The organism is Mesorhizobium sp. M1348 (assembly GCF_040317925.1).
Lineage (GTDB): Bacteria > Pseudomonadota > Alphaproteobacteria > Rhizobiales > Rhizobiaceae > Mesorhizobium.
In genome coordinates, this window is sequence record NZ_JAMYLH010000017.1 from 14916 (window position 1) to 40760 (window position 25845).

The following is a 25845-nucleotide window of genomic DNA, read 5'->3' on the forward strand; positions in this document are numbered from 1 at the left end:
AGGATGTTGAACGCGAGTGCAATGAACGGCAAGGAAGGGCAAGCCGTGGAAGCGATCGCCGCATCGTCCATAAGTGGCCCGCCCGACGCGGGGAGCAGCGCGCCCGGCCCTTTGTCGTGTGTGGCGGGGAGCAAAACTCGGGGCTATCGTCAGGTATCTCGCGGTGGACAATTCGGCGGTTGGGTCGCACGTTGTGCTCTTCGAATCGCACCACTGCGACATTCCAAGGAACGAAAGCCCCCAATGAGCAGTGCCCGTAATTTCATGACGCCCGTCGACGCGATCGACACCGACGACCTGCCTGACATTGTCGACGTCGTCATGGAAATGGGGCGCCCGGATGAGGCTCCCTCCCCTCCCCCGCAGGTCCTTGAGTCGCGACAAGCAACACTGCCCGCGCATCTCGAAAAGCTGGCCGACCGTGCGCGCGATTATGTCGAGGCAGCAAGTTCGGCAAACACCCGTCGCGCCTATGCCGCCGACTGGAAGCATTTTTGCGCCTGGTGCCGGCGCCAGTCGTTTGATCCGCTGCCGCCAGATCCCCAAGTTGTCGGCCTCTACATCACGGCCCAGGCCTCGGGGTCGGCAAGGGACAAAAAGTCTGTGTCGACCATTGAGCGCCGCCTGTCGTCCCTCACCTGGAACTATACGCAACGCGGTCAACCCCTCGACAGGAAGGACCGGCATATCGCAACCGTGCTGGCCGGTATCCGTAACAAACACGCCTCCCCTCCCCGTCAGAAGGAAGCCATTCTGCGCGACGATCTTGTCGCCATGCTGGAAACGCTCGACCGCGGCACGCTACGCGGTCTGCGTGACCGCGCCATGCTGCTTTTAGGCTTCGCCGGCGGTTTGCGCCGTTCTGAAATTGTCGGCCTTGATGTTGCGCGCGATCAAACCGAGGACGGTCGCGGCTGGATTGAATTTTTCCCGGACAAGGGCGTGCTGGTTACGTTGCGGGGCAAGACCGGCTGGCGCGAGGTCGAAATAGGTCGCGGCTCGTCCAACGCTACCTGCCCGGTTATCGCGATGCAGACCTGGCTGAAGCTGGCCCGCATCGCGCATGGCCCCGTCTTCCGCCGCGTCACCGGGCAAGGTAAAGCGGTGGGAGCCGAGCGGCTCAACGATCAGGAGGTGGCGCGGCTGGTCAAACGAGCGGCCCTAGCTGCCGGCGTGCGCGGTGATCTTTCCGAGGGCGAGCGCGGCCAGAAGTTTTCTGGCCATTCGCTGCGCGCAGGCCTCGCTTCCTCCGCCGAGGTTGATGAACGCTATGTTCAGAAGCAGCTTGGCCACGCCTCGGCGGAGATGACGCGCCGTTACCAACGCCGGCGAGACCGTTTTCGGGTCAACCTCACCAAGGCAAGCGGGCTTTGATCGCAATGCCCCCACCCCTGCCCCTCTGACAGAGTTGTGCCCACGAGAACCTCAGCCGTCGGGCGCGATCAGCTTTACAGACGGGAAATACGTGCGGTAGCGGCCGACGTCGCGGGTCAACAGCGGCAGACCGCCCACGGCGGCATGGGCGCCAATGAAGAAATCAGGCAGCACGCCGGTGCGCGCTCCGCCAGATTTGCGGTATTGCGTAAAGATCTTGCCCGCCAGAAACAGGGCATCGCGCGGGATCGAGGCGAGTTCCAGGGCGGCCTGTTTGATGAAGGCATCCAGTTCCTCGATTCGGTTGTAGCGAACCGCAAGCTCTGCGTAGACAACATCGTTGATCAGCAGCGGGCCAGCGATGCTCGCGGCCTCCAGCTTGGCAAGCGACCAGTCGGCCCATTTCGGATCATCGGTGACAAGGTCGAGCAGAATGTTGGTGTCGACGAGCGTCACGCTTCGCCACGCGTCAGCGCCATGATTGCGTCGGTATCAAGCCCCTTGCCGGCGTGGCCACGCAATTTGGCGAACCGGCTCGCCGGTCGTTTCTTGTCGGCGCGCGCGAGTACCACGCTGCCATCGGCGGCGCGCACGAAATCGACTTGGCTGCCTGGAACGATGCCAAGAAGGTCGCGGACCGATTTGGGGATGGTCACTTGTCCCTTAGCTGTGACTGTCGTGGTCATGCTTGCACCCATCGTAATACCATATTGACTAAAGGTATTACCACACACGCCGATTTGCAATCTTGGCTGCGAAATTGCCGATCCGGCTACTAAACGGTCCTGCTCAAAGTCGCGCGTATGCCCGGTCCGCTGAGGGACCGGGAGGTTGCCCGCCTGTTCAAGCGCACCGCTCCGGCCGCCCGCTCGCAGAGGATCTCTCGGAGGGTGATCGAGGAAAAGAGTTGCAGCCCATTGATTGCGACCGGACATGACGCCCTCGGCTGAGGTCAAAGGGCGTTACGTGCAGAAGCACCTTGGTCGCACGAGTGCCGAAATGACCTCAAAATACGAACGGCGCCGCGACCGTTCCGAGTGCACCTCTCCAAGTGCCCGGTACCGCTCTACCCGCCTTCCCTTTCATTAGCCACACAGCGCCGGGAGATAAGGAGGCCGTCCTGCGCGACGATCTAATCGCCATGCCCGAGACAGCCGTGGCTCGCTGCGTGGCCTGCGCGACCGACCTATGCTGCTTTTGGGCTTCGCCGGCGGCTGCGGCGCTCCGAATCGTCGGCCTCGATCTTGCTCGCGACCAAACCGAGGATGTCCGCGACACGATCGATTTCTTCCCGGACAAGGGGCTGGTTACCTGCGCGGCAAGACCGGCTCGGGCGAGTCGAGATCGGCTGCGGTGCGCCTGACGATGCCTGCCGTGTCATCGCCCTGCAGACTTGGCTCAGCCTGGGCCGCCATCGCCCACGGCCCCCTCTTCCGCCGGAACACCGGAAAAGACAAAGCGGTGGGAGCCGAGCGGCTTAACGATCAGGAAATCGCAAGTCAAAAGCCCTGCGGGCCGGGGTGCGCCGCAATCTTGCGGAGGGCGAGCGGGAGATGAAATTCTGGGGAACTCGCTCTACGCGCCAGCCTCGCCTCCTCGACTGAGGTTGGGAACGATAACGTTCCTCAAGCCGATCAAAGGTCGAACATCGTGATCGAGAAGCGAACCTGGTCCGGAAGGCACCATTTGTAGAAAACCTTTCTGAGAGAAGTTCTCCCGGCCATCCGGACCCCGCCGAGGAGTGTCGGCGTGGTTCATCAGACGCTCCATGGGCGAGACCTCGAGATGACCATAGCCCCCGCGCTCCGATGCCAGCTTGCAGCATATGGTATAAGACGCCGATCGACGGACGCGGCCGTCGTTGAAACGACTGTGAGCGGACGCAATCGCAATGATGCGAAGGGGGCCTCTTTCCCCCTTATTGCAGACGGCTTCTGGAGCGGACGCATGAAGTCGGCGATACGTGCGGATGACGGGGCTGATGGCGGCGGTGATCTCTTGGCCGGCCTGCGATTCCAGCTTGGTACCCCTCCGGCCGCTCTGTAAAGCAGAACTCATCGATCTATGTCTGGCTTAGCAACTCACCTCGGCGGCACAGCGCTTCGATCTTATGCTGGACTTCAACATGGCCTTCGCCGCTTCCGAAATTAGGTCGCCAGTTCGGCAGTTGAAGGGGTGGCGACCAGGCCAAGTCGCCTCCCGCTGAAGTTCGGTCCACAGGACGGCCCAGCACCGTTCATACCTTGCAGAGGGCCTACGCCAGCCAGGGAAGCGTGCCGCTGGCCTCTAGACTTGACAGCCGTGCAAATCGGACAATTGCCCCATCATTTCAATGGCGTAGACGCTCGAATGTCATGTCGATCTTGCGCTGGCTTTAAGGTTTGTGACAACGGCTCCCACAGCTCAGAGAGGCAATTCTAAATTATGCTTTCGCGGCGAGGACGCCCATTAACCTTCTGTTAACTAAAAACTTCTTGCTGGATTACCCGAATCGGGCATTAATCACGCTTGAAGTGACAATCATGTCAGAAAAGCGTTATTCTGGAAATTGCCGAGATGAATTTGATGCCCGATCACGGCTTGGAGTTCGATTTCGACGAGGAGATTCTCGAACAGGGAGAGCTTATCTCGGACAAGTTGAACATGCTGCGGCTTGAACAGTATCCCCCAAATGCGATGAAGGGACTACGGCAATTTTCGTCGGTCGAGGTCGCGGACTTTCTCGGCGTCACCCAGAACCATATCAAAAAGCTGCATCTCGAAGGCAAGGGACCCGCACCTGAGGTTTCCAGTTCGGGTCGTCGTTCATACACCGCTCGGCAGATGCTCGAATTGCGTCAATACCTCGACAAGCACGGTCGTTCGGACTTCAAGCGCTATGTTCCTCACCGCCGTCAAGGCGACACGCTGCAAGTCATCTCCGTCGTCAATTTCAAGGGTGGCTCCGGCAAGACAACAACAGCTGCCCATCTAGCTCAATACCTCGCTCTAACAGGGCACCGCGTTCTCGCAATTGACCTTGACCCGCAGGCTTCCCTGTCAGCTCTGCATGGCATCCAGCCTGAACTCGACAAGAATCCGTCGCTTTATGAAGCGCTCCGATACGACGAGCACAAGAAATCAATCAAGGAGATTATTCGGCCGACCAATTTCCCGGGTTTGGACATCGTGCCTGCCAATCTTGAACTGCAGGAATATGAGTACGACACTCCACTAGCCGCTTCTAACAAGAATTTACCAGAAGGGCGCTTGTTCTTCACGCGCATTTCTGCGGCGCTCAAGGAAGTTGACGACCGCTATGATGTGATTGTCATAGATTGCCCACCGCAGCTCGGTTACCTAACGCTCACATCTCTTACAGCTTCGACGTCGGTGATTATTACCGTGCACCCGCAGATGCTCGATGTGATGTCGATGTCTCAGTTCTTGCTCATGCTCGGTGGGATCCTCCAGTCCATCAAGGGGGCCGGGGCAGCAGTGAAGCTGAAGTGGTTCCGCTATCTCGTGACTCGATATGAGCCGACTGATGGTCCCCAGGCCCAGATGGTTGGGTTCCTTCAAGCACTTTTCAACAAGCGCATGCTCCAGAACCAAATGGTGAAAACTACGGCCATCTCAGACGCAGGCATCACGAAACAGACACTTTACGAGGTTGAGAAAAGCCAATTCACGCGATCAACATATGAGCGGGCGGTTGAAAGTCTGAACGCGGTCAATTCCGAGATTACGTCGCTAATTCACAAGGCATGGGGGCGGAAGTGACCATTTTGACAGCCGTGCAGAACGAAAGTTTTGGGAGCAATTTCAAAAAGATGAGAGCAGTTCTGAGAGGACAGAATGGCTAGAAAGGATCTTCTGGCAAGCGTAACTGCGTCACTTACGCGGGAACAGCCCGTGCATTCTGCGTCGCAGGCTAGGTCCGACTATGCCAAGCGTGGCGCGTCGCGTTCGATGATGCAGTCGCTGGACGAACTGGCCGAGAATTCAGTGCGGATGCTGGATGGCGAAACCGTGGTGGCGATTGACCCCAAGGATCTCGATGGTTCGTTCATTGCTGATCGTATAGGGGAGGACGACGCAGAATACCTGCAGCTCAGACACGCCATTAGTACATCTGGCCAGTCGACACCGATCCTTGTGCGACCGCACCCCCATGACATAGGCCGCTACATGATTGTATTTGGCCATCGACGGGCAAAGGTCGCGCGCGATCTCGGCATTAATGTCCGAGCGGTCGTGAAGCGCTTGGCTGACATTGAGCATGTCATCGCACAGGGCCAAGAAAATACTGCTCGAGCCGACCTGTCGTTTATCGAGAAGTCGTTGTTCGCTCGGAAGTTGATTGAGAGCGGTATGACGAAGGACACTGTCAAATCAGCTCTTACGGTCGATGACACGCTGCTGTCTCGTATGCTGTCGGTCGCTGAAACGGTTCCCGAAGCGGTGCTGAGTGTCGTTGGGGCCGCGAAGGGCGTTGGCAGGGATCGTTGGGAAGAACTCAAAAAACTAGTCCAGATTCCAACCAATGCTACCAAGGCGATCGAGTACGTTCGGACCGAGGAGTTTGCAGCAGGTCAAGTGAAGGACGAGGTCTTCAATCTACTCCTTAGTCATCTGAAATCATCCAAGACGCCCAAGAAGCTAAAGGTTGCCCTCGGACCCAAAGCCTGGGCTCCTGCCGACAAATCACTGAACGTTGCGATTAGAGGGACACAAAAGAAAGCTTCGATAATAGTCGAAGCAGCTTACGGTCTCCATTTTGCGGAGTTCATAGCAGGCCAACTGGACGGTCTTTATGAGGCCTACAGGAAGCAGGAAAAGGAAATCAAAGGAGACTAAACCGCAAAAGAAAAAGGCCCCCGACGGCGAACCGTGGAAGCCCTTCTCGATCTTTAGCAAGCCGAGAATCTCATTTCCGCGAATCAGTGTCAAGCGTTTTAAGCGTCGATTCGGCGGACGGATTTCTTTTGCCTAATTGAAGGCGAAGGAAGAAATGGAGACGGGTATTGCAACGACGCCCTTTGGGCGGCGGCCGATGTCGCTTGCCATGCTGGCAGCGCAAAACGATTCACGTGAAATTCCCGAGGGCAGGGTCGTCGACAAGTGGCAGATTTACCGCAACCTGTGCGAGGGTAAGAGCATCGTCGGCATCGGCGATCGCGCTTTGGCCGTGCTGAATGCGTTGCTGTCATTCTATCCTGACAGCGAATTGAGTGGGGAGAACGACCTCATCGTCTTTCCCTCAAACGCACAGCTGTCGCTCAGGGCGCACGGGATGCCTGATGCCACGCTCCGGCGGCACCTCGCGGCTCTTGTAGACTGCGGGCTGATCATCCGTCGGGATAGCCCGAACGGCAAGCGTTACGCCCGCAAGGGCCGGGGAGGGGAGATCGAGGAAGCATTCGGCTTCTCCCTGGCGCCTTTGCTGGCCCGTGCTTACGAGTTCGAGGCGGCGGCCGAGCGTGTTCGTGCCGACAACAAGGCGCTCAGGCTAATGCGCGAGCGGATCACCTTACACCGCCGTGACATCCACAAGCTGATAGAGGCGGCCCTTGACGAAGATGTCCCAGGCGACTGGGGAGGCCTGTGGAAGCGTTTCCGCCGCGTTGTGGAGGCAATTCCGCGCCGAGCTTGCATTGCCGAGCTCGAACCGATCGTAGCCGATCTTGCGGCCTTGCGTGATGATGTGGATAAGCTGCTGGAAATCCATATGAAATCCACGAATCCGAGCGGCAATGACTCTCAAAACGAGCGGCAGCAATCTGATTCAAATACCGACTCTACTTTTGAATTTGAACCAGCTTTAGAAAAAGCCAGGGCGACGGCCGAGCCCAGGACTAGGACCGCAGAGGCGCCGAAAACATACCCGCTGGGGATGGTGCTGAAAGCTTGCCCGGAAATTGCTGACTATGCAGTCGACGGGATCAGTAACTGGCGCGATCTCATGATAACCGCCGCCCAGGTGCGGGGATATCTGGGTGTTTCGCCGTCAGCGTATGAGGAAGCCTGCCATGCGATGGGCCAGGAGACCGCGGCGGTGGTGATTGCCTGTATCCTGCAACGTGCGCAGCATATCAATTCGGCCGGCGGCTATCTTCGGGCGCTGACTGATAAGGCCAGGGGAGGGGCTTTTTCGGTCGGCCCGATGCTGATGGCGGCGCTCAAGGCCAACGGCGCCACAGTAAGGATGACGGGATGATGATCGCCAATCCCGCAGCTTATCGCTTTGCGCCCAGCTCAAGCGCGAATTACGATGGCCGGCTGATACCTGTGGAAGCCCGCAAAAGCCGCATCTTCCGGAAGATAAGAGTTCAGCCGATGACTACCACTGTCACCGCCGCCGCCATCTCGAAATACTTCGGCGCCTATCAGGATGCCGCGGTTCACGACCCTGTCATCATCACCAATAACGGCCGGCGTCGCACCGTGCTGCTGGCTTACGAGGATTTTGTCCGGCTGTCGAAGCGCGACCGGCGGGTCGATATGACCGCGGAACTCAGCGCCGAAGAAATCGCCGCTGTCGAGGCCGTCGAAATGGGGCCGGGCCTTGACCATCTCAACGGCGAGATTCCTCCGGCAAAGGTCTGACGGATAGAAGGACGCCCTCCGGCTCTTTCCAGCGCTTGGCTGGTCTTGCCAAACCTGACGCGGTCCGCGCAGCGACACGGTGGCCAGCAATCCGGCGCTGCACCCAATCATCCCTGCAATTGTGGAGTTCAACTCCTAATTTTGCAAGAAAGAATCGAAGCTCACGCGGCGTAGGCTGCTGCGGTCGAGGGCTGCCGCATGTCGACAGATCATCCGGCAGCACCGCCTCTTCTGGGGCGGGTGCGGCGTATTTGTTGCGCCTGCCGGTCATGACCGCCGCGATATGATTGTTCTTGCCCAACGCGCATTTCCGGGTTTTGATCGACGAGAGAGCATCTCCTCTAGAAAGATCAAAACGAAAGGTACGGTTTATCGTTCGTTTTTAACTGTCGACGGGCACGGCGGCTTTCTGCCATTTTCGTTGCGAGAAGCGCCGCGATGATTCATGCTGTCGATGATGATTCTGCGCCCGAAACTGCTTCGCCATGCACCTGTGGTCGTCACCTGTGCAGCCCCGGCTGCGCTGGCCACTCCCGTGCCGACCTGGCTGCGCGCCGTGGCGGCCGGTCCGGACTCGATCGAAGACGCTGCGTTTGCCGCAGCTGCGGCGCTGACCGCGCTCGATGCGGTGGTGCGCCGGCAGGAGAGATGGGCCGGCGCCTGGCGGCAGCGCCTGGCACTCGGGGCAGCGGCGGCAACGGCCAAACGCGCCGGCCGGGTCGAGGACGAGGCGGCGCTGCGCGACGCGCTGCTGCTCACCCGTCCCGGCGACGACGTTGGACCCGCCGGCCGTATGCTGGTTGCCTGGCGAACGCTGGCATCGCGTCCGGTCGCGGCGTTGGTCAGCGAGGGGGTATTGGTCGATGTCGCCGCGGATCTGGGGAGCGCGCTTGACGTGGGGGCGGCCGGCCAAATCGGTGACGAAATCCAGGCGATCGCTGGCGCGGTCGGTAATGCAGTCGCTGGCGCGGTCGACGCGATCGCGGTGCTCGAGCGTCATCACAGTCGCGCCGCGCGTGAGCTTGGACCGTGGGTTGCGGACGCTGTTCTGGCCGACCGGCTAGGGTGGGCGCATGCGGTGCCCCTGTTCGGCTTGCATCCGGTGGCGGGCGGTCGTCGGTCAGCCCATGCCCAACGGGAACCCGGGCAGGCGTCCCGGCAACGCATTTGGGCGGCTTATGCGCAGGCGGCGCTGCGGGCGATGGATCTTGCGGCCGAGCTCGGCCGACGCGCCGACCGCCTGCTGGCTGTCGCCCCAAAACTGCGGGCGAAAGGGGCGGATACTGTCGTCGAGAAGCTGCTGTCCGACGACGCGATCGTCGCATCCTCAAAGATCGCCGGCATCAGCGACCGCGGTCTGCGCCGCCTGTTCGACCGGCTGATCGAACTTGGCGCCGTGCGCGAGCTATCCGGCCGTCCGACCTTCCGCATCTACGGGCTGTGAGACCATGGAGCAGGCGAAGGGGAGAAGGGCAAAGGAGCGATCAGATGATCACCTGTTCGACCGCGAACTGGATCACCTGCCGCCAGAAGTGCGTTGGCGCGAATGGATGAACCGCGTCGAAGCAACCATCTTCGCCGCCAGCGAGCCGGTCAGCCGCGAGGTGCTTACCCGCATCGTCGGCAAGACCTGCAGCATCGACCTTTTGATCGACGACATCCGCGAGGAGCTGCGGGGCCGACCTTACGATCTGGTCGCGGTCGCAAGCGGCTGGAAGCACCTGACGCGGCCGGCGTATGCCGACGCCATCCGAACGGCCGTAGGCTCTAACGAACGCGCCGTCGACCTCACGCAATCCGAAGTGCTAGTCTTGATGTGCATTGCCTTCTTTCAGCCGATCACGCGCGCCGAACTGTCGTCATTCTTCGGCAAGGAGATCAGCCGCGACCTGATCGGCAATTTGCGCTCCTTCGGCCTGATCGCCTCCGGCCCGCGAAGCCCGACACCAGGCGCCCCTTATACCTATGTGACGACGAAACATTTCCTGCTGGAATTCGGGCTTGAAACCTTGCGCGATCTTCCCGACTTCGAGGCTCTCGAGGATGCGGGGCTGCTGTCGAAGGAAAAGCTTCTGGCGGGCGACATCATGCCCGGTTTTTCAGGCCCCGGCGAGAATGATGCCGACGCCGACGAATAGAGCGCCTGTGCCTGGCCGGACGACCGCCATCGTCACCGCAACTTCTCGAGCGATATAACGGCAAGATCGATTTTTCCCTCGAGGTCCCTGAACGGCGCACAATCCGGATAGTCTTGCTATCAGCATGGACTGTGCGAGGCGGAGGTCCTCGATGTGTTGTTCGCCAGCTTTTGGCATTCCTCCGGCGGAATTCTCTCCGTAGTAAAGGTCGAAAAACACCGCATCGGGCATGGCCGCCCGATCGTGTTCGCATTGAACCCAGTCATCAAAAGCTCGCTTCGGACAGCATCAACGCGCTTGTAGACGCCTGCGCGCGCTCGCATGTCGGTCAGCACACCCTTCAGCAGGGTGCCTATCCTGGCATGCGCGTCCACAGGCATCGCCGCCTCCGGACGCCGGCGCCGCTTGCCGCTGAGCGGCAGCCGGTACTCGACAGTGGTTGTGGGGCCGCGTTGCGGGGTAGCTTTTCGTTGGACGTTTCTCGCGAGCTTCGCCTCGGCTTTAGCCTTCTCTCCCGGAGTCACAAAAGGAGCGAGACCGTCGATGGCGACCCGGTCACAATTCGCGGGCACGATCGGTGAAGGGCCTTTAGAAAGCGCCTTGAGGAGCCCATCCAGCGAATATCCCTTCGACGCATCGGCATACAGGTAAAGTTCACAGCTTCCCGGATAGTACATCCCCGCCCATTCCGGCCTTGCGAGCGACCAGTTGTGTCGCCGCGCCCAGGCGTCACGCTCTTTCGACGCAGCACTCCCTTCGTAAGGTTCGTCGGCCCCGACGTGATGTTTTGCGACGGGATCGTACCAGGCACTTCCATGATCACGTCCAGGCAGGCGGGCCGAATATTCCGCTCCGGGTTCGACATCTGCCTTGGATGGCTGCAGGCCCGTGATATCCATGAACTGAAGTACCCTCGCAGCTCCGCAAGCGATGTCCAGAGCCGCGCGCGCCGAGTCTGGTCGATACTCATCGACCACATGGTCTGAGGCATGACGCCGGAAATGACCGAGCTTATGAGCATATCGATACTGAGACGGCTTGATCAGTTCATCAAGCGGCTTTGAAATGGATGACGATCACGCCGGTCGAAGAGCAACCGATCGCTTCAGACGATACCTTTCCCGTCGAGGACACGGGCATGCCCGATGCCGAACTCGAGGCGGCTCTTGCCGGCGCGCGCGCGCGCGGCCGCAAGCGTGTCGCCGAAATTGTCGCCGGCGAGGACATGCTGAGCGCGGATGCCTTTGCCAAGCTGCTTGGCACGTCGCGGGTGACGGTCAACGCCAGGCGGCAAAGCGAACAGGTGCTCGGGATCGATGGCGCCAAACGCGGTTTCCGCTTTCCTGTCTGGCAACTCGACAAGGACGGTCGTCCCTTCGGCGCACTGCCGGCACTCCACGAGACGATCGGCAACAGTGCTTGGGCCGTCTTTCGGTTTCTGGGGTCGCGCCATGGTGCCCTCGATGGGCGGACGGACCTTCGAGCCCTTCAACAAGGCGATGACGCCTCGGTTATGGCCGCGGCGGAAGGCATGGCCAGGGGCGATTTCGACTGAATGCCCGGCGTTCCACCTCCACCCGATTTAGCGCGCGCAGAGCTCGAAATCGAGACCATACTCGCGGGGTCGGACGTTCGGTCGGGATCTACTGGAGCACCTATCCTGATCCACTGGGATATGGAAAATCGCCGAGCGGGTTCAGCGATCCTCGACGAGATACTGACTTGAACGGTACGCTATTTTATGCAATAAACGCAACATGCGCGGTCGACCTAAGAGACAAAGCAACAATGCATTAATCGAATCACTGCAAAACGCTCGCAGGCAGGCCGGTGCGAGCTATGCGCGTATAGCCGAACTTGCTGGGGTGAGCACGTCGACGCTGACGAGATCCATTCGCTGCGGGGGCTTTTCGGAAGATCTAGCGGCCAGAGTGACAACTCTGCTGGAGCGCGGAATTCCCGAGTCCGAGTGGCGATCTACGCGACCGGCGCGCAAGAAGGGCAACGTGCCTCACGTCACAAGTGATGCATTGCTTATATTGCACAAATTTTTTGAGATGGTGCCTGAACTCGAAAGTGCCTTTAAGATCGTTTTTGACGCGTCCGCAGCGAGAGGACAGGGGTAGGTGCATGACTAATTCAAGACAGGTCATCGCGATGATCCGAAGCCATGTCGCGGGCGACAGCGAGCAATTCCTGTCGATCGCCGAGCACATCGCGGCGGACGCCGTCCGCTCCGGAAAGACCAAAGTCGCAGACGAGATCAAGGAGATCACCGACGCCATTCGAAAGGCCGCCGCCGATAGGCGGCCGAACCGTCCGATTCCGATCGGGTTACCGCGAGGGGAGCTGGCGGGTCTCGTTCGGGCAACATATCCCGAAATTCACCTGGCAGATCTGGTTCTCGGCCAAGACCTTAGACGCCGGATAGTTCGACTGGTTCGCGAGCATCGCGAGAGTGCAGCCCTAGAGGAGCGCGGTTTGGAACCGAGGCGGAAGTTCCTATTCTCCGGCCCTCCGGGGACGGGAAAGAGCATGACAGCCTCGGCCATAGCCGGCGAACTGGGTTTGCCGCTTTTCACCATTCTGTTGGATGGCGTGATAACCAAGTTTATGGGTGAGACCGCCTCAAAGCTTCGACTAGTCTTTGACGCGATGCATAACGTTCGCGGTGTCTACTTCTTCGACGAGGTCGACGCGCTTGCCTCGCGGCGTGGCGCCGACAACGATATCGGCGAGGCGCGGCGGATGCTCAATTCGTTCCTTCAATTCCTAGAGGAGGACCAATCAAGAAGCGTAATCATAGCCGCGACAAACCACAGGGCGCTGCTCGATCCGGCGATATTTCGTCGTTTTCATTCGGCCTTCGTCTACGCGAGGCCGACGGCTGAGGAAGCAAGACAGGTCCTGCGGAACCACCTGCTTCATTTCAAAGTCGACGCGTTTGATTGGACGTCGATCGACGGGTTGACCACTGGTCTTAGCCAAGCAGACCTAGTTGCAGCTGCCGAGGACGCCGCACGCGACGCCGTGTTGGACAACAGCGGCGTACTCACTTCCGAAGTGTTATATCGGTCGCTTCAAGATAGGATTAGTATTCACCGCGAGTGAGCGTCCGAATCGAGTCGCTCCGCTGGGGCGGGTCCTGTGGCAATGGCAGATGTTCAATTCTATCGGCACATACACCTTCGTGGCCTTGGTAAGGCATCCGAAAGATTTCGCGCGCCGGGCGGCGGGTCCAAGAAGCTTCCCGAACCAATAGCCGACAGGTTCGAGCACGCGGCGACTCTTCGCGAACAGCTTGATACGACCGTTTCGCAGATGGACACCTACCTTGCCGAACAGGCGATCGAGAAGGTTCCACTTGCGAGCAGGGGCATGCCGGTTACCGTCATGGCAAGACCCAATGTCTCCTTGGATGTCGGCGCCGCGAGGTCGAACACGCGCGGGTTGAAACTTCTGAATATTCGCAGAGCCCAATCCGCCGTCCGGCCTGATGGAAACGACAATGCGGATCAAGCGACGCTTTTCGTCACGCGGAACATGCTCGCTTCGCTAAGGAAGAATCTCGATCGGTACGCGGAGTGGGAGGACACCTTTCAGGACGCCCAGAAAACCGTCGCATACAACGAGGACGATGGCGACAGCGAGGGTGAGGAAAGGCGGCCGCGGAATTTTTGGCTATTCGAGACAAGCGCGGCCATTCGCCCGACCACTCTAAGGGATTTGTGGACGGATGACGTGGAACGGTTTCCCAGGTCCGTCGGCAAGACGAAATGGGAGGTTTGGACCAGGAAAGGTTTCCAGGACTCCTTTGTACGGGCAGTGGAGCGTTTCGGTATTCTCAGCGTTGGCAGACCGACCGAGTTCGTTGAGACTGTCGTCCGTAATGTGGTCGCCAGCCCTGAGGAGCTTCAGCGGATCGTCCAATCCAGCGCGGCAGTGGTCGAGCTTCGAAGCGCGTCCAGCTTCGTCTCGGATTTTTTCGACATGATTCCCGAGCAGCGGGCGAAGGTGATTGATCAGATCGCGGCCCGGATCTCTGGCCCGCTCCCGAATTCCCCGCGCACGACAATCCTAGATACGGGCGTGAACCGTGCGCATCCGTTGCTTTCGCGCTCACTGCCGTCCGCCCGTTGTTACACGGTGGACCCGAATTGGGGAACTGCGGACCAGAAAGGGCATGGAACGAAGATGGCCGGGCTTGCCCAGTTCGGTGACCTTGCGGCAGTCGGTTCCTCTTCCGCACCGATTATCCTTAGCACGGAGCTGGAGTCAGTGGTGGTGGCCGCGCCGCAATCGCCCGGCGACGTTCCGGCCAGGGACGCTATCAAGAGGGCCGTCGACCTAGTGGAGAAGGAGAGAGCCCTTCGCATTTTTTGTTTGGCGCAAACCGCTGAAGGCGAGGCTGAAGATGGCAGGCCGACCAGCACTTCAGCCGTTCTCGACCAGCTGGCATATGGAGACGGCTCGGATACCAGGCTTTTTTGCGCGGCAGTCGGCAATGCGCCGCGCACGCCGACTGAACCCTACCAAGTCGCCGACTACGAGGACCGCAACGGTCGCTTCGGAATCCAATCCCCGGCTCAAGCGCTAAACGCCCTATCGGTCGGCGCCGTTAGTCTGAAGGGGAACGACCAGGAAGTCGCCGACCTGTTGGCTCCTATCGGTGACTTGATGCCAACGTCTAGAACGGCAACGAGTTGGGCGAAACCGCACGCCGCGAAACCGGATATCGTCATGGAAGGTGGCAACTTCGAAATGGACGCACTCGGGCTGTATGCCCAGCCATCGGCAAGTCATTTCGTGATGACCACGTCGCGAGACGCCCCGGAGCGGCCGCTCGCGTTATCCGGCGAGACGAGTACGGCGACAGCGTTGGCGGCAGGACTGGCAACGCGGTTACTCGCGCGGTACCCAGACTACCGCATGGAGACGATTAGGGCGCTCATGGTTCATTCGGCCGAATGGACGCCCGCGATGCGGGCGCAAGCTCGGAGGCTGATATCTGCCGGCATGCCATCCGGCGAGGCATGGCGTATCATTCTTGATCGCTTCGGCTGGGGTGTACCTAACCAAGAACGCCTATTCTTCACGGCCTCGAACGCTTTGACACTCATTGCGGAAGACGAGCTTCTTCCATACGAGCGCGTAATGAAGGACGGCCGTCCGGCAGGCATTCGCTTGAGGCAGATGAAGTACTTCAAGTTGCCGTGGCCTCGGGAGATACTCCGCTCGCTCTCCAATACCCAGGTCGAGATGCGTAGCACGCTGTCTTATTTCATCGAGCCCGATCCCCACGCGGTATCGCGCGATCGGGTCGTCGAGCGCTATCCGTCACATCGACTGAAGTTCGACGTGAAGCGATTCGGCGAGAGCGACGCACGCGCGCAACATCGATACAATCTCCTTGTGCCGGAGGATGGCAGCATCAGCGCCGGCAGCGACGAAGGATGGCTGCTTTCCGGATTGTCGCAACGCGGAACGATCGTTCAAGATATCTGGCAAGGCCCAGCGTATAGGCTGGCCGATCGCGACGGCATCTCCGTCGCACCGGTGCGGGGATGGTGGGGCGACATGTCGAACTTGGAGAACTACGAGCGCTCCGTCCGCTTCTCGCTCGTGGTATCGGTAAGAACACCAGAGCAAAGCGGTGACCTCGTGGCCGAGATCTCTAATAAGATACCAGCCGGCGTGCTCGTCGAACGTGCTGTAGCCACCCTTCCAACATGATCAAGCGGTTGGTTTTGCGGTGACCTTCGCCATAACGTCGCCATGGCAAACATAAGCATATGGCGTTGAAGATTTCTCGCGGTGTCCGGCGCGAGCCTTCAACATCGCGTCTCCGATCGAACTCCCGTCAATGAAGAGCTGGAGATAGTCGCGAACGACGTTCGAGGCGGTTTCATCCTGCACGGCCCAAAGGGGTGCCAGTACGCCCCCGAACCCCCGTTCTGCAAGGCGCGCGGCCCAGCCTGAAACCAATCCGAGCTGATAGTCGGAGGTGGCGACCTCACAGGCGTTGATGACCATGAACGTACCGAACGATCGACCAAGCTTCACGCGGCTGTTAATATCGTTACACGTCAACCAACTCTTGTCGGAAAGCCTCAGCTTTGCATTGCCACCATCTCCAGCAACGCCGTGACCGGCGAAGTGGAGCACCGTCACGGTTTCAATGGGCGCCTTCGGACCCCAGAAATCCGTGAGCGACTGGTAGGTTGCCTCCATCGCCGTCGCGCCCAGCTGGGAAACAAGCCACTCACCTTCGGCGAGCGCGGCCGGTAGTTCGGTCCCATCGTCGTAGGTGGGAACGAAGCTTGCTATCGAGCCTGCCGCGAAAGAGTCGCGCATTCGTCCCTCGCTCTGCAAGAACCAACGGCTCATTGGATGCGTCATGAAGAGATGATCCGGCTGATCGATGCCCGCTTCGTCGTCAGGAAACATCATCTCCCACGGCACGTAAGGCTCATCCGTAACCAGTTGTATTGGGAAACTCGGCCCGAATTTCTTTCGAAGATCGCGATAGAGTTCCTGAAATGCCTTGGGACTGACGGCCCAGATACTTTCGCCGATGCCTTGAAGTACGCTGGCGTGGGTTCCCGGACGAAGCTTAGGACAATCCTTCATCAAGCCGAGCGCGAAGACACCTGCGGACTGACCCAAGTTGATGGGAGCCGACCATGAGGATGGTCCAAGCCCCTGGCCGCGGGGTGCATCGAGACTCCAGATATAAACCCCGGGGTTGCCTCCTTCCAAGATCTTGATCGTCAAGTCAGGCGCCTCAGCGGAGGGAACGAAGGCTATGGTCCCGAACGGCGGATCAAGTGCAGACTGTCCCGAAGCATGCGCGGGCTCGGGGTCAGCGGATGACAGTTCGAACGATTTTCGCGCGATCCCGCTGAACCGGCCGCGATAGTTGAACATCGCGACCACCTCCATCGGAGTGCCGCCATCTAGACTCGCGATGGTCACCGCTGCATCGAAAATGGCAGGGACGGAACCTGCGCCCCTCGTGATGGCGATCTGCTTCCTATTTGTTCCTGGATCGAAGGTGAGTCCGGTTGAGAAAACCTCGACATCGATCGTGAGCGTCGTCCAATCAGAGGCGACATCCGAAAGGCTCACCTCATCTCCGGAGGTGCCGGCGTCCGGTTGTAGCGACAGGTCCACCTCGAATTTGAACCTCTTTCCTTCCAACAGTTTCTCTGCCGATCTGATCACCGGAAAGCGGTTTACCGTGACCAGCGAGGCCTTCGCCGGGCTGTCAGTCTTATCCAATTTCGTGTCGAGCTGAGAGCCGAAGCGGGGATCACCGATGTCCGGATCCTCCGCGGAGCGGAAGGGGGCCGTCACTACAAGGTGGGAATCGATGGGGCGACCGCGCCGAAAGTCTTGCAAGACCTGTTCGATCGCGCGCTTGCCGCTTTCACTGACCACAGTTCCAGTAACGGATAATCCGGATGTCGAGACGCGGATTTCTATACTGAAGATTAGATTCGAAAGCTGAAGCAATTTGCGCTCGGCCTCTGCCCATTCGGGCCATCTCCCGCTCCTATCAGGCGCCGCAAGCCACAGAAAGACAGGGTCATGGCCTCGTTCAAACGACCACGACCATCTAACTCGATCGGGAATCAATTTCGCCTCTTGATCATTCGTCTGCCACCAGAAATACGTCGCTCACGGGGTGGAACCCATCGAGTGCCATCTTCACGCAGTAGAGGCCAGCCGCGAGACGCAAGTGGGCCACGTAGCGCGCGCCATGTGGCCGAAGAACCGCCGTTGCATCAGGTGCTTGCGCGTCAACGCGCGAGATGGTCGCCGAGATCGACTGAACAAAATCCGATGGCATTGCGTTGATTTCAACAGATGAGCTGGACACATACGCGTCTTGGACTGAGAGGCCGATCGTGCCGACGCCAACCTCTCGATATTTGTCCATGTCGACATCCACTTCGGTGAGGATGCCCCGCAAGTTACCGATTGCGCCCTCGTCACTCTGCAATGCCGAATGTGTGGTTGCGACATAGGAGGCATTTTGCTGGGGGACCTCCAATGGAATTGCCGATGCTCGCGGGACCGTCGCGTCGCCTTTCAAGTCCTTGCCCTCGTAAGATTGTAACAGCGTAACCGCGGTCCCGTCGAACTTGGCAGATTGGAACGTCGGCTGCTCGATGCCGACGACCGGACGGACTTTCGGCCCCCATAACGAGTAGGCATCAGTCTCGGCATTCTGCTGCTGCGCCATACGAATTTCCTCGTGGAACGCCGCCGCAGCGGAGGCGCGTCCTCGGTCGAGGTTCGGCAAAGTCACTTCCGACAACCTGCCGAGGCTTTGGCCCCCGTTGTCGACAAACGGGTAGACCGGGAGCAGCTGGTACACGGAGTCGAACGATCGGATGGCCTTCGTGCCGTCGAATGCCTTGAGGGGGCCAACGTCCCATGCGAAGCCGTTGCAAAGGAATCCGACCGCGTTGCCGGAACCGCGATACGGCGTACCGAAACTCAGCAGTGTCCGCGTGGTTTTCCATCCCTCTAAACACTCGATGTAATAGCGCGCCACCAAGCCGCCCATCGAGTGTACGACGAAGACCACCTTCGCGTCAGGATTGCCGCTCTTCTCCCGCCAAATCTTCAACCATTCCGGCACGACGCGCGCGAGCTTCCTCGCGGACAACCTGTTGTTACGCCGCCAATCGTATGGGAATTCGCGGTAGTTTTCGTTTTGGGTAAGACGTAGCCCGCTGACGAGTTGCTCCGCCAAAATGGAGTAGCCCCCTTGCTTCCAGAGCCCCGGCACGATCTGGATGTTCTCCAAAAGCCCCGTTGCGGTGACCCCGTCACCGAGATCTTCGCGTTCGTCGTCCGCGCCCTTGAGCTCCAATTGCTCCAACGCAGTTCCTGCGACTACCCGCCACAACGCGCCAGCCGAAACGCCCCAAATCGGCGTACCATCCTTTGATAAAACGGATCCTATCAGACCTGGCACGACAACGACGAGGTCAGGGAATGCGTTTGGCACGTTTGCTCCAACTTTCATATGGCGATTTTAGCTGAGGCGCGGGCGATTCGTACCACGGCATTATTGAGTCGGTCGAGGAGCAGATACCTACAAGGATTCTCGCGCGAGTTTTCGCGAGCGAGACGGCCTGCAGAGTGCCGTGGCCGAGCTTGAAGAACGACTCACGAGCGAGCTCGCCCTTGACGACTTCAGCCAAGCACGAACCATATCAGACTGACGTAGCCCTGCAGGCACGCGAGGAGCCCATCCCAAGCTGGTGTAATGATGTTGACGATCTACGCTTCGGGGGAGCTGTCCTTGATAATATTTCGCCTCGACATGAGGGCTGCTCGATTACATTTTGGCTTCGGGGTAATGTCCCTTTATGTCCGTATTAAAGAAACGGCCAAGAGATTCTGCGGTCATCAGGCGCTCGTTCATGTACGCGGGCACGTTGTAATATTGATACACGCCTCCGTGGCGGAATTGGACCTCGAGTGTTTCGAGATCGGGATCGTAGCCGACTTCGGCCAAATTCCCGGACGTTACGGATTGCCGTTCCACTTCAGTTTTCCTCCTCATCCTCTATGACAGAAGCCGCCGGTGCCCACCTCGGATCTTGCGCTCGCCAGGATGCGACGAGGTCGTCGTAGCTCTCGTCCCCCCGCGGTTGCTTCCATCTCTCAGCTACGAGCGGATCCTCACTGTCAGGTCTGCGATCCTTGGGCGGCAGCGTCACGCGGCACCGAACTGGCAATCGTGCGGCTTCGCCCGTGATGATTGCCTCCCCCGTTCGAAGAACGGAAAGGCTGTCGGCGATCCCGCTCAGATTGTCCGGAAGCGCAGCCTGTACTTTGCTGCGGTCGGTCGAATTGGTAAGCCTGAGAGCGACGAAGGTTCCGCACTGGGAAAGTATGGTGTCGTCGATCTCCGAGGGCCGCTGACTAACAATCATCGCGCCAATCCCAAATTTTCGTCCCTCTTTGGCAATGCGCTGCACCATCTCACGTGCGGGGTTGCTCGTCTCGCGGCCGAGATAGCGATGTGCCTCTTCCATTACGATGAGTTGTGGCCGCTTGCGGCCGCCTTCTGCGCGGTCTCGCCCCCAGAAAAGTGCCTCATAGATAATTGAAAGGATGGCACCGATGAGTTCAAGGAGGACAGAGCTGGGGATGCCCGACAGGTCGAGCACGGTGATCGCTTTCTCGTGTCCGATCCAGCTCTCTAGAAGCTCAGGTAGATCGTTTTCGGTGTGTCCATTTAATCCAGGTTCCCATTGTCCCGGCTTTAGAAGGAATTCGAATTGCCTATCCAACAGGCGTGAACGCATGCGGTCGAGCTGCTTCCGAATTCCCAGAACGCCGATGTTGTTGAGGTAGGGCGCGCTGTTGGTCGTAGTGTGCGGCTGATATAAAGGAAGCCGAAGCGATGCGGCATCGCCGGGAGTGACCAGCGCCGGCTGCGTCTTCGCCTGATCAAGCCAAGTCTTCACTTCCGGATCGATCAATTCATGCCAAAGCTGGCGGAGGCTGTACGGGATTGGGCTGTCGACGGTCATCGAGTTGAGATCGACGCCGGCGAGGCCATCCGTCTGCGCAATTGCGCTTTTCGCAGCGAAGATTTTGTCAAGGATCGCGGTTGTCGAGCGATCGTCCATTTTCCCGCAGAGGAAGTCGATCATCTCCGCCGGGCGCAAAGCCCAAAACGGGATCACGAGCGGCTTCTCGCCCTCTGCAGGCGCAATGCGAAAGATCTCCGCATTATCCCCGAGAGCTCGCGCATACTCACCGTGAATATCCAGCAAGAGAATACGTGCGCTTGGAAAGCCAGCACTGCCTGGCATCGAAATTGCCCGCAAGAGGCTTGCCACGGTGGTGGATTTTCCGGATCCGGTCGATCCAAGCACGGCGCTGTGTCGTGTCACCAGCTTGTCGAGGTCTAGGCGGACAGGAATGCTCTCGGCGTTGGCTAACCGGCCCACAACGATCTGTCCCGCAAACTCGGCGCCATAGATTTTGGAAAGATCATCCTCGGTGACAAGGTGAACCTCGTCATTCACGTTAGGGTACTGGCTGATGCCGCGTTCAAACGATGCCTCTACGATCTCACCGACCAGTTGCACGGTCAGCCAGCGCTCACCCCGATCATGTGCATCCGTAAAAGCCGCGGGGGTCGCACTAGCGCCGACCTCGGAAATGATCGCATAGAGGTCGTGATATCCCTGAGGGATCCGTACGAAACTACCGACTTGGCCCACCCGATAGCTGCGGCCGCCGATGATCGCGATGCCAGAGGCAACGCCTTCGAATTGACGAACGCTGATTGTGGCTCCCGCGACCGAGCCAACGTGACCAAGGAGCGTAGAGACACTCATGCTGCTGGCGGCACGGCGACAGGTGGCAGCATAGTGGGAGGCGTTGAGAAAGCCTGTATCGATTTCGAAGCCGCGAAAAAGCGAGCAAATGGCTCAATGCCACCGAGGGTGAAGTTGCCGTCTGTGTCGAGATAGGTTGAGCGTATCGGTCCCCAGTCCTTGCTCGGCAGATCCGGCGGGGCCTTCCATGGGCCTCGCATCCCATTCACTTTCGCTTGGTCTCGTGCGTAAAGGCTGAAATTCGGCAATCGCCGCGCGAGGTCACATGCCGAGTGCTCTTCGTCGAGATTCTTATATTGAAATGCGAAGACGCTTGCAGCCGGATTGGCCGCCAATGCCTCGTCCAAGCGAGCAGCAATATGCGCATCGGCGAAAGAAAAGCCGATCGAGATTAGAAGCGTGTCGGGCGTCAGCAGAAAAGCGCGAAGCCGATCAAGCAGTGCGGCATACGGGGCCTTCTGCGTCTGGTCGTACTTCAGATGTTCGGGGAACACGAGATGGCTGGCTGAACTTTGGCCGGTTCGAATGACCTCGCCCTTGTCGCTTGCTCTCCAGCCCAAGGACCCATGCAGTTTCCACAACCGGGTCCAGCGCGCCGGCAAGTCGCAGCGTGACACCGAAACAGGATCGAAGAACGGCTCACGGCCACCAGTGAATCCATCGAAATATGGCGCTCGAACGGATTCAAACGCTTCCTCGAACAGGAGGTCGTAGTTCGTCGTAAAGACTTCGATCGGATAATCTCTGCTCGTCCCCGTTATCCAGTTCACCAGATTGGCATAGGCCGATCCGGGCATAGGTAGACGCACATCGACGATTTTACCGATCTCGGCACAGATGGCTTCGCCAAACGTCGCGAATCCGGGCCCATCGAGGTCGTGAACCTTGGCCGTGCCAATGACTTTGCTCAACGACCTAATGCGCGACAAAATCGTTTCGATATCATGCTGCGCGAGCTCAGCCTTGAGGCCGTCAATCTGCGCCTTGTAGGTTGGCTCGAGAATACCGAGCACCTTGTCAGTCAGTCCTGCCACTGCAGGGATGAGCGGGTACGAGCCGTCCGCTTTGGCCATCCCGGCCGAAGCGCCTGCGCCAACGAGCAAGCCGATGCGCTTGCGTCCCTGGGCTATAATCGTGCGGAGCGCGGCCATATATTGGTCGGGGTTGTGCACGCTAACTGACAAATTATTCCCCGATCCATGATGGCGAATCCTTCCGCCCACTGTTCACTATATCCTGATGAGCCGTGGGTCATCCCTTTATAGTTATTTCCACAGTAATTCGTGACAGAGCGGCCATTGTTGTGAAGCAGCCAGCATCGCCATTGTTCGGACAACACGTCGCCGATCTTACTGGTGGCAACTATGGCCGTATGGTGCCAACGGCCCAGTGCTGGGACGACGGGGCTAGCGATCGAGAGAACGTTGGCCGGCGCGTGAGCCCCCGTAGCCAATTTAGAAAAAGTCCGCCGAAAGTCGCATAAAAGGCAGTGTGGAACGGACGTCGAGGCTGGCGAACGAGGCGCAATTCCCATGTTCAATTCGAGCAGATGTGGTCCGCCTCCTTATCCGCAGCCGTCAGGCGATGATTCAGGCGGGAACAACATTCCTTCCAAGCAATGCTCCGTAACACGAACGTCGTTAATCCGAATTGGCACCGGTACGGAAAAGCCCTTCATCCCCCGCATGATCTCGATATGCGGGCCTATGTGCCCGTTTGTGCTGACGCTGCCCAAATTCCCATTACAAGTTCCCGCATCAGCAGTGCTTCAGCCCAACGGTCCGTCGAGTCATTAGCAGCACTCGTTGTGATTGCGTAAGGGCGCGGCCCAAGCTCACAAGTAAAGCTTAATTGGGCATCAAAACCCGCGCGGCGGCGCCAACTTTCGAACCCATAGCGCCACCAGCCAGCGAATAAATTCACCCATATCTGATGATGGGGAAATGAGATCTCGATCTGGACCTGTTCGCGCGATGCAACGCGACCGTGGAATGCCCAGGATGAATCTAAAATTCTTTCGATCAGCCGATGGTTTTCGTCGCTCACTGGCCAAGCAAATTCGCGACCTACAAGAAAATGCGACAAGTCCGCAAGCAGCGGCATGGTTGGCACGGCTTCCAGCAGATCGAGTGTGAAGAAGAGGTCCGTCGTGAGCCGATTCCGGTGCGTCTCAAAATAAACCGGGAGGCCAGCGCCGTCGCCGATCTTCATCCACCGCTCAATAAGTTCGATCCCGTCGGTCAGTCGACGCAGTCTTACGTCGGGTTGAACATTGAAATGTAGAGCACCAAGCTCCCCAGCAAAATCGATTTGCCGCCGCAAATCATCATCGCACGCAGGGAGCCCGCACGCTTCCACAAGAAGGTCGGTTCCGCCGAGGGCCTGTTTGATCGCCTGAGTCTGCTCCTTACTGCTGACGAAAATGCTTACACCATCAAAGGACGCTTCTGCAATCATACGGAGGTTTTCGTCTAAAGTTCGCTCGAACCCATCGGGTTCGCGTCGTTCCATTGCCCAGATGGATTGAAGTACCTTGAGTTGCTGCATCACGCCTTCCTTAGTAAACGACGACGCTTCGGATCGACTTGCCCTCATGCATGAGGTCGAAGCCGTTGTTGATGTCCTCGAGCTTGAGCGTGTGGGTGATCATCGGGTCGATCTGGATCTTGCCGTCCATGTACCAGTCGACGATCTTGGGCACGTCGGTGCGGCCGCGTGCGCCGCCGAAGGCGGTGCCCATCCAACTGCGCCCGGTGACCAGTTGGAACGGCCTGGTCGAGATTTCCTGGCCGGCGCCGGCGACGCCGATGGCGACCGACTTGCCCCAGCCGCGATGCGAGGCCTCCAGCGCCTGGCGCATCACTTTGGTGTTGCCGGTGCAGTCGAATGTGTAGTCGGCGCCGCCGATCTGGTCGGCGCCGGCAAGCTTCAGGCCCTGGATGACGTTGAGGCCGATGCCGCCGAGGCCGAAGACGACAGCCGTTGCGCCTTGCTCGACCTTGGCGGTGTTGATCACCGCACCAATGCCGGTGGTCACGCCGCAGCCGATGTAGCAGATCTTGTCGAAGGGGGCGTCCGGATTGACCTTGGCCACCGCGATCTCCGACAGCACGGTGAAGTTCGAAAAGGTCGAGCAGCCAATAAAGTGAAAGATCTTGTCCTTGCCGATCGAGAAGCGCGAGGTGCCGTCCGGCATCAGGCCCTGGCCCTGCGTGGCGCGGATCGCCGTGCACAGGTTGGTCTTCCTCGACAGGCATGACGGGCACTGCCGGCATTCCGGCGTATAGAGCGGGATGACATGGTCACCCTTCTTGACCGAAGTGACGCCCTTGCCGACATCGACCACCACGCCGGCGCCTTCATGGCCGAGGATGGCTGGAAAAAGGCCTTCGGGATCGGCGCCTGACAGGGTGAATTCATCGGTGTGGCAGATGCCGGTCGCCTTGATCTCGACCAGCACTTCGCCCTCGCGCGGACCGTCGAGTTGCACGGTCATGATCTCAAGGGGGTTTCCGGCCTGAACAGCAACAGCGGCGCGTACGTCCATAAACGAATTCCCCCTGGTATAGTGCTTGCGAGAAAAATTCAGCCGTAGCCGTTGTGCGTTCTGTCCGCCACAATGGGCGGATCGCTGGCATCAGAAGTCTGGCAGAAGGGTGCTACGCTTGCTGCTTCGATGAGATCCGCTTCCAGGAAAACTTTATGTAGTTTCGTTTGATGTAACCGATTGCCTCGATGTCATTCTCTCGCATAGCTGTGAGGAGATCAGTTATCTCTAGCTGTAGCAATCGGACCGCATCTGGCCAGATGTCGCGGGACATTTCATACCAGGCTCGGGCCGCCCTAAAGTAAAGATTGTGCCACACGTCAAGGAAAACTTTATTCAGCAAGAGATCGCTAATCGCGAAATGGAGAATGTGGTTGATTTGCCAATGCTCACCGACATCGAATTTCTCTGCCAAGTTCTCCGACCGGTTAAGCAAAGTCTCTAACACAGCCACATCCGCTCTCGTCGCATCACGTGCTCCAATTCGCCCAAAAAGCTGCGCCATTTCAATCCTAAGGTCAAACACCTCACCCAACTGGACGGGGTCAAAAGGGGTTACGAAAGTACCAATGCCGTTTCTCACCTCCACGAGTCCTTCAATCGACAGGCGCTGGAAAGCTTCACGCACTGGTGTCCGACTAACGTGGAATTCAACGGCGATATCATTCTCGCGAAGCATTGCTCCGGGAGCATACTCAAGAAGGCAAATGCGATCTCTCAACAGATCGTGGATCTCGATTGCACCCACCTTCTTTGATTCCTCTTCTCCGCTCATTCTCAGCAACTCCAATTGTCATTTGCTCCGCCTTTCCGAAGATGTCGG

General features: G+C 58.9%; 21 protein-coding genes and 2 pseudogenes. 11 read left to right on the plus strand and 12 right to left on the minus strand.

Going from position 1 to position 25845, the window contains the following annotated elements; all coding sequences use genetic code 11:
• The first annotated feature begins 264 nt into the window (after positions 1-264).
• Complete coding sequence (locus tag NKH13_RS23985) at positions 265-1374, plus strand: site-specific integrase (RefSeq protein ID WP_352914769.1); 1110 nt, start codon at positions 265-267, stop codon at positions 1372-1374.
• A 51-nt stretch (positions 1375-1425) separates the two neighbouring features.
• On the opposite strand, the gene NKH13_RS23990 is transcribed toward NKH13_RS23985, so the two are convergent.
• Entirely contained in the window at positions 1426-1830 is a 405-nt protein-coding gene (locus NKH13_RS23990; protein ID WP_352914770.1) for a type II toxin-antitoxin system VapC family toxin, read from the minus strand.
• A complete protein-coding gene (locus NKH13_RS23995; RefSeq protein WP_352738937.1) occupies positions 1827-2060 on the minus strand; it encodes an AbrB/MazE/SpoVT family DNA-binding domain-containing protein in 234 nt (77 codons plus the stop codon). The genes NKH13_RS23990 and NKH13_RS23995 overlap by 4 nt, the downstream gene beginning before the upstream one ends.
• 413 nt (positions 2061-2473) lie before the next feature.
• Here NKH13_RS23995 and NKH13_RS24000 point away from each other — a divergent pair.
• The 7 genes and pseudogenes from NKH13_RS24000 to scpB form a co-directional block, all read left to right on the plus strand.
• Positions 2474-2982 (plus strand): annotated as a pseudogene (locus NKH13_RS24000) (site-specific integrase); the annotation flags it as partial.
• Between the two features lie 948 nt (positions 2983-3930).
• Positions 3931-5136, plus strand: coding sequence for a plasmid partitioning protein RepA (gene repA, locus NKH13_RS24005; protein ID WP_352810841.1), 1206 nt, complete (start codon positions 3931-3933; stop codon positions 5134-5136).
• A gap of 75 nt (positions 5137-5211) precedes the next feature.
• Entirely contained in the window at positions 5212-6213 is a 1002-nt protein-coding gene (repB, locus tag NKH13_RS24010; RefSeq protein ID WP_352914773.1) for a plasmid partitioning protein RepB, read from the plus strand.
• A 154-nt stretch (positions 6214-6367) separates the two neighbouring features.
• Positions 6368-7573, plus strand: coding sequence for a plasmid replication protein RepC (repC, locus tag NKH13_RS24015; RefSeq protein WP_352914960.1), 1206 nt, complete (start codon positions 6368-6370; stop codon positions 7571-7573).
• Between the two features lie 119 nt (positions 7574-7692).
• Entirely contained in the window at positions 7693-7962 is a 270-nt protein-coding gene (locus tag NKH13_RS24020; protein ID WP_352914776.1) for a type II toxin-antitoxin system Phd/YefM family antitoxin, read from the plus strand.
• Between the two features lie 457 nt (positions 7963-8419).
• Positions 8420-9406: a DUF1403 family protein gene (locus tag NKH13_RS24025; protein ID WP_502914581.1), complete on the plus strand. Its 987-nt coding sequence runs from the start codon at positions 8420-8422 to the stop codon at positions 9404-9406.
• 4 nt (positions 9407-9410) lie between these two features.
• Entirely contained in the window at positions 9411-10100 is a 690-nt protein-coding gene (gene scpB, locus NKH13_RS24030; RefSeq protein ID WP_352914781.1) for an SMC-Scp complex subunit ScpB, read from the plus strand.
• Here scpB and NKH13_RS35695 read toward each other — a convergent pair.
• Together NKH13_RS35695 and NKH13_RS24035 are read right to left on the minus strand one after the other, a co-directional pair.
• Entirely contained in the window at positions 10062-10331 is a 270-nt protein-coding gene (locus tag NKH13_RS35695; protein WP_502914579.1) for a hypothetical protein, read from the minus strand. The two genes, scpB and NKH13_RS35695, sit on opposite strands and share 39 nt — an antisense overlap.
• Positions 10220-10999, minus strand: a complete 780-nt coding sequence (locus tag NKH13_RS24035) for a hypothetical protein (protein ID WP_352914784.1) — start codon at positions 10997-10999, stop codon at positions 10220-10222. The genes NKH13_RS35695 and NKH13_RS24035 overlap by 112 nt, the downstream gene beginning before the upstream one ends.
• Positions 11000-11172: 173 nt before the next feature.
• Between NKH13_RS24035 and NKH13_RS24040 the strand changes: the two are divergent.
• From NKH13_RS24040 to NKH13_RS24050, 3 genes and pseudogenes are all read left to right on the plus strand, one after another.
• Positions 11173-11655: pseudogene (locus NKH13_RS24040) on the plus strand (XRE family transcriptional regulator); the annotation flags it as partial.
• A gap of 575 nt (positions 11656-12230) precedes the next feature.
• Positions 12231-13211: an AAA family ATPase gene (locus tag NKH13_RS24045; RefSeq protein WP_352914786.1), complete on the plus strand. Its 981-nt coding sequence runs from the start codon at positions 12231-12233 to the stop codon at positions 13209-13211.
• Between the two features lie 210 nt (positions 13212-13421).
• The gene (locus tag NKH13_RS24050) at positions 13422-15833 is read left to right on the plus strand and encodes a S8 family peptidase (protein ID WP_352914787.1); all 2412 of its coding nucleotides are present in this window, start codon (positions 13422-13424) and stop codon (positions 15831-15833) included.
• Here the strand turns inward: NKH13_RS24050 and NKH13_RS24055 are convergent, their stop codons facing one another.
• The 8 genes from NKH13_RS24055 to NKH13_RS24090 form a co-directional block, all read right to left on the minus strand.
• A complete protein-coding gene (locus NKH13_RS24055) occupies positions 15834-17615 on the minus strand; it encodes a CHAT domain-containing protein (protein WP_352914789.1) in 1782 nt (593 codons plus the stop codon).
• A gap of 136 nt (positions 17616-17751) precedes the next feature.
• Positions 17752-18993 carry an esterase/lipase family protein gene (locus NKH13_RS24060; RefSeq protein ID WP_352914792.1) on the minus strand — a complete coding sequence of 414 codons (1242 nt, stop codon included), beginning with the start codon at positions 18991-18993 and terminating at the stop codon, positions 17752-17754.
• 462 nt (positions 18994-19455) lie between these two features.
• Positions 19456-19665 (minus strand): KTSC domain-containing protein, encoded by a 210-nt coding sequence (locus NKH13_RS24065; protein ID WP_352914795.1) that lies wholly within the window; start codon positions 19663-19665, stop codon positions 19456-19458.
• A 1-nt stretch (position 19666) separates the two neighbouring features.
• On the minus strand, positions 19667-21475 hold the full coding sequence (locus NKH13_RS24070; protein WP_352914797.1) for an ATP-binding protein: 1809 nt from the start codon (positions 21473-21475) through the stop codon (positions 19667-19669).
• Positions 21472-22626 (minus strand): SIR2 family NAD-dependent protein deacylase, encoded by a 1155-nt coding sequence (locus NKH13_RS24075; RefSeq protein WP_352914799.1) that lies wholly within the window; start codon positions 22624-22626, stop codon positions 21472-21474. Before NKH13_RS24075 ends, NKH13_RS24070 begins: the two co-directional genes overlap by 4 nt.
• Before the next feature lie 553 nt (positions 22627-23179).
• A complete protein-coding gene (locus tag NKH13_RS24080; RefSeq protein ID WP_352914801.1) occupies positions 23180-24025 on the minus strand; it encodes a sugar phosphate isomerase/epimerase family protein in 846 nt (281 codons plus the stop codon).
• 7 nt (positions 24026-24032) lie between these two features.
• Entirely contained in the window at positions 24033-25022 is a 990-nt protein-coding gene (locus tag NKH13_RS24085) for an alcohol dehydrogenase catalytic domain-containing protein (RefSeq protein WP_352914802.1), read from the minus strand.
• Positions 25023-25134: 112 nt separating this feature from the next.
• Complete coding sequence (locus tag NKH13_RS24090) at positions 25135-25797, minus strand: GntR family transcriptional regulator (RefSeq protein WP_352914805.1); 663 nt, start codon at positions 25795-25797, stop codon at positions 25135-25137.
• Between the last annotated feature and the right edge of the window lie 48 nt (positions 25798-25845).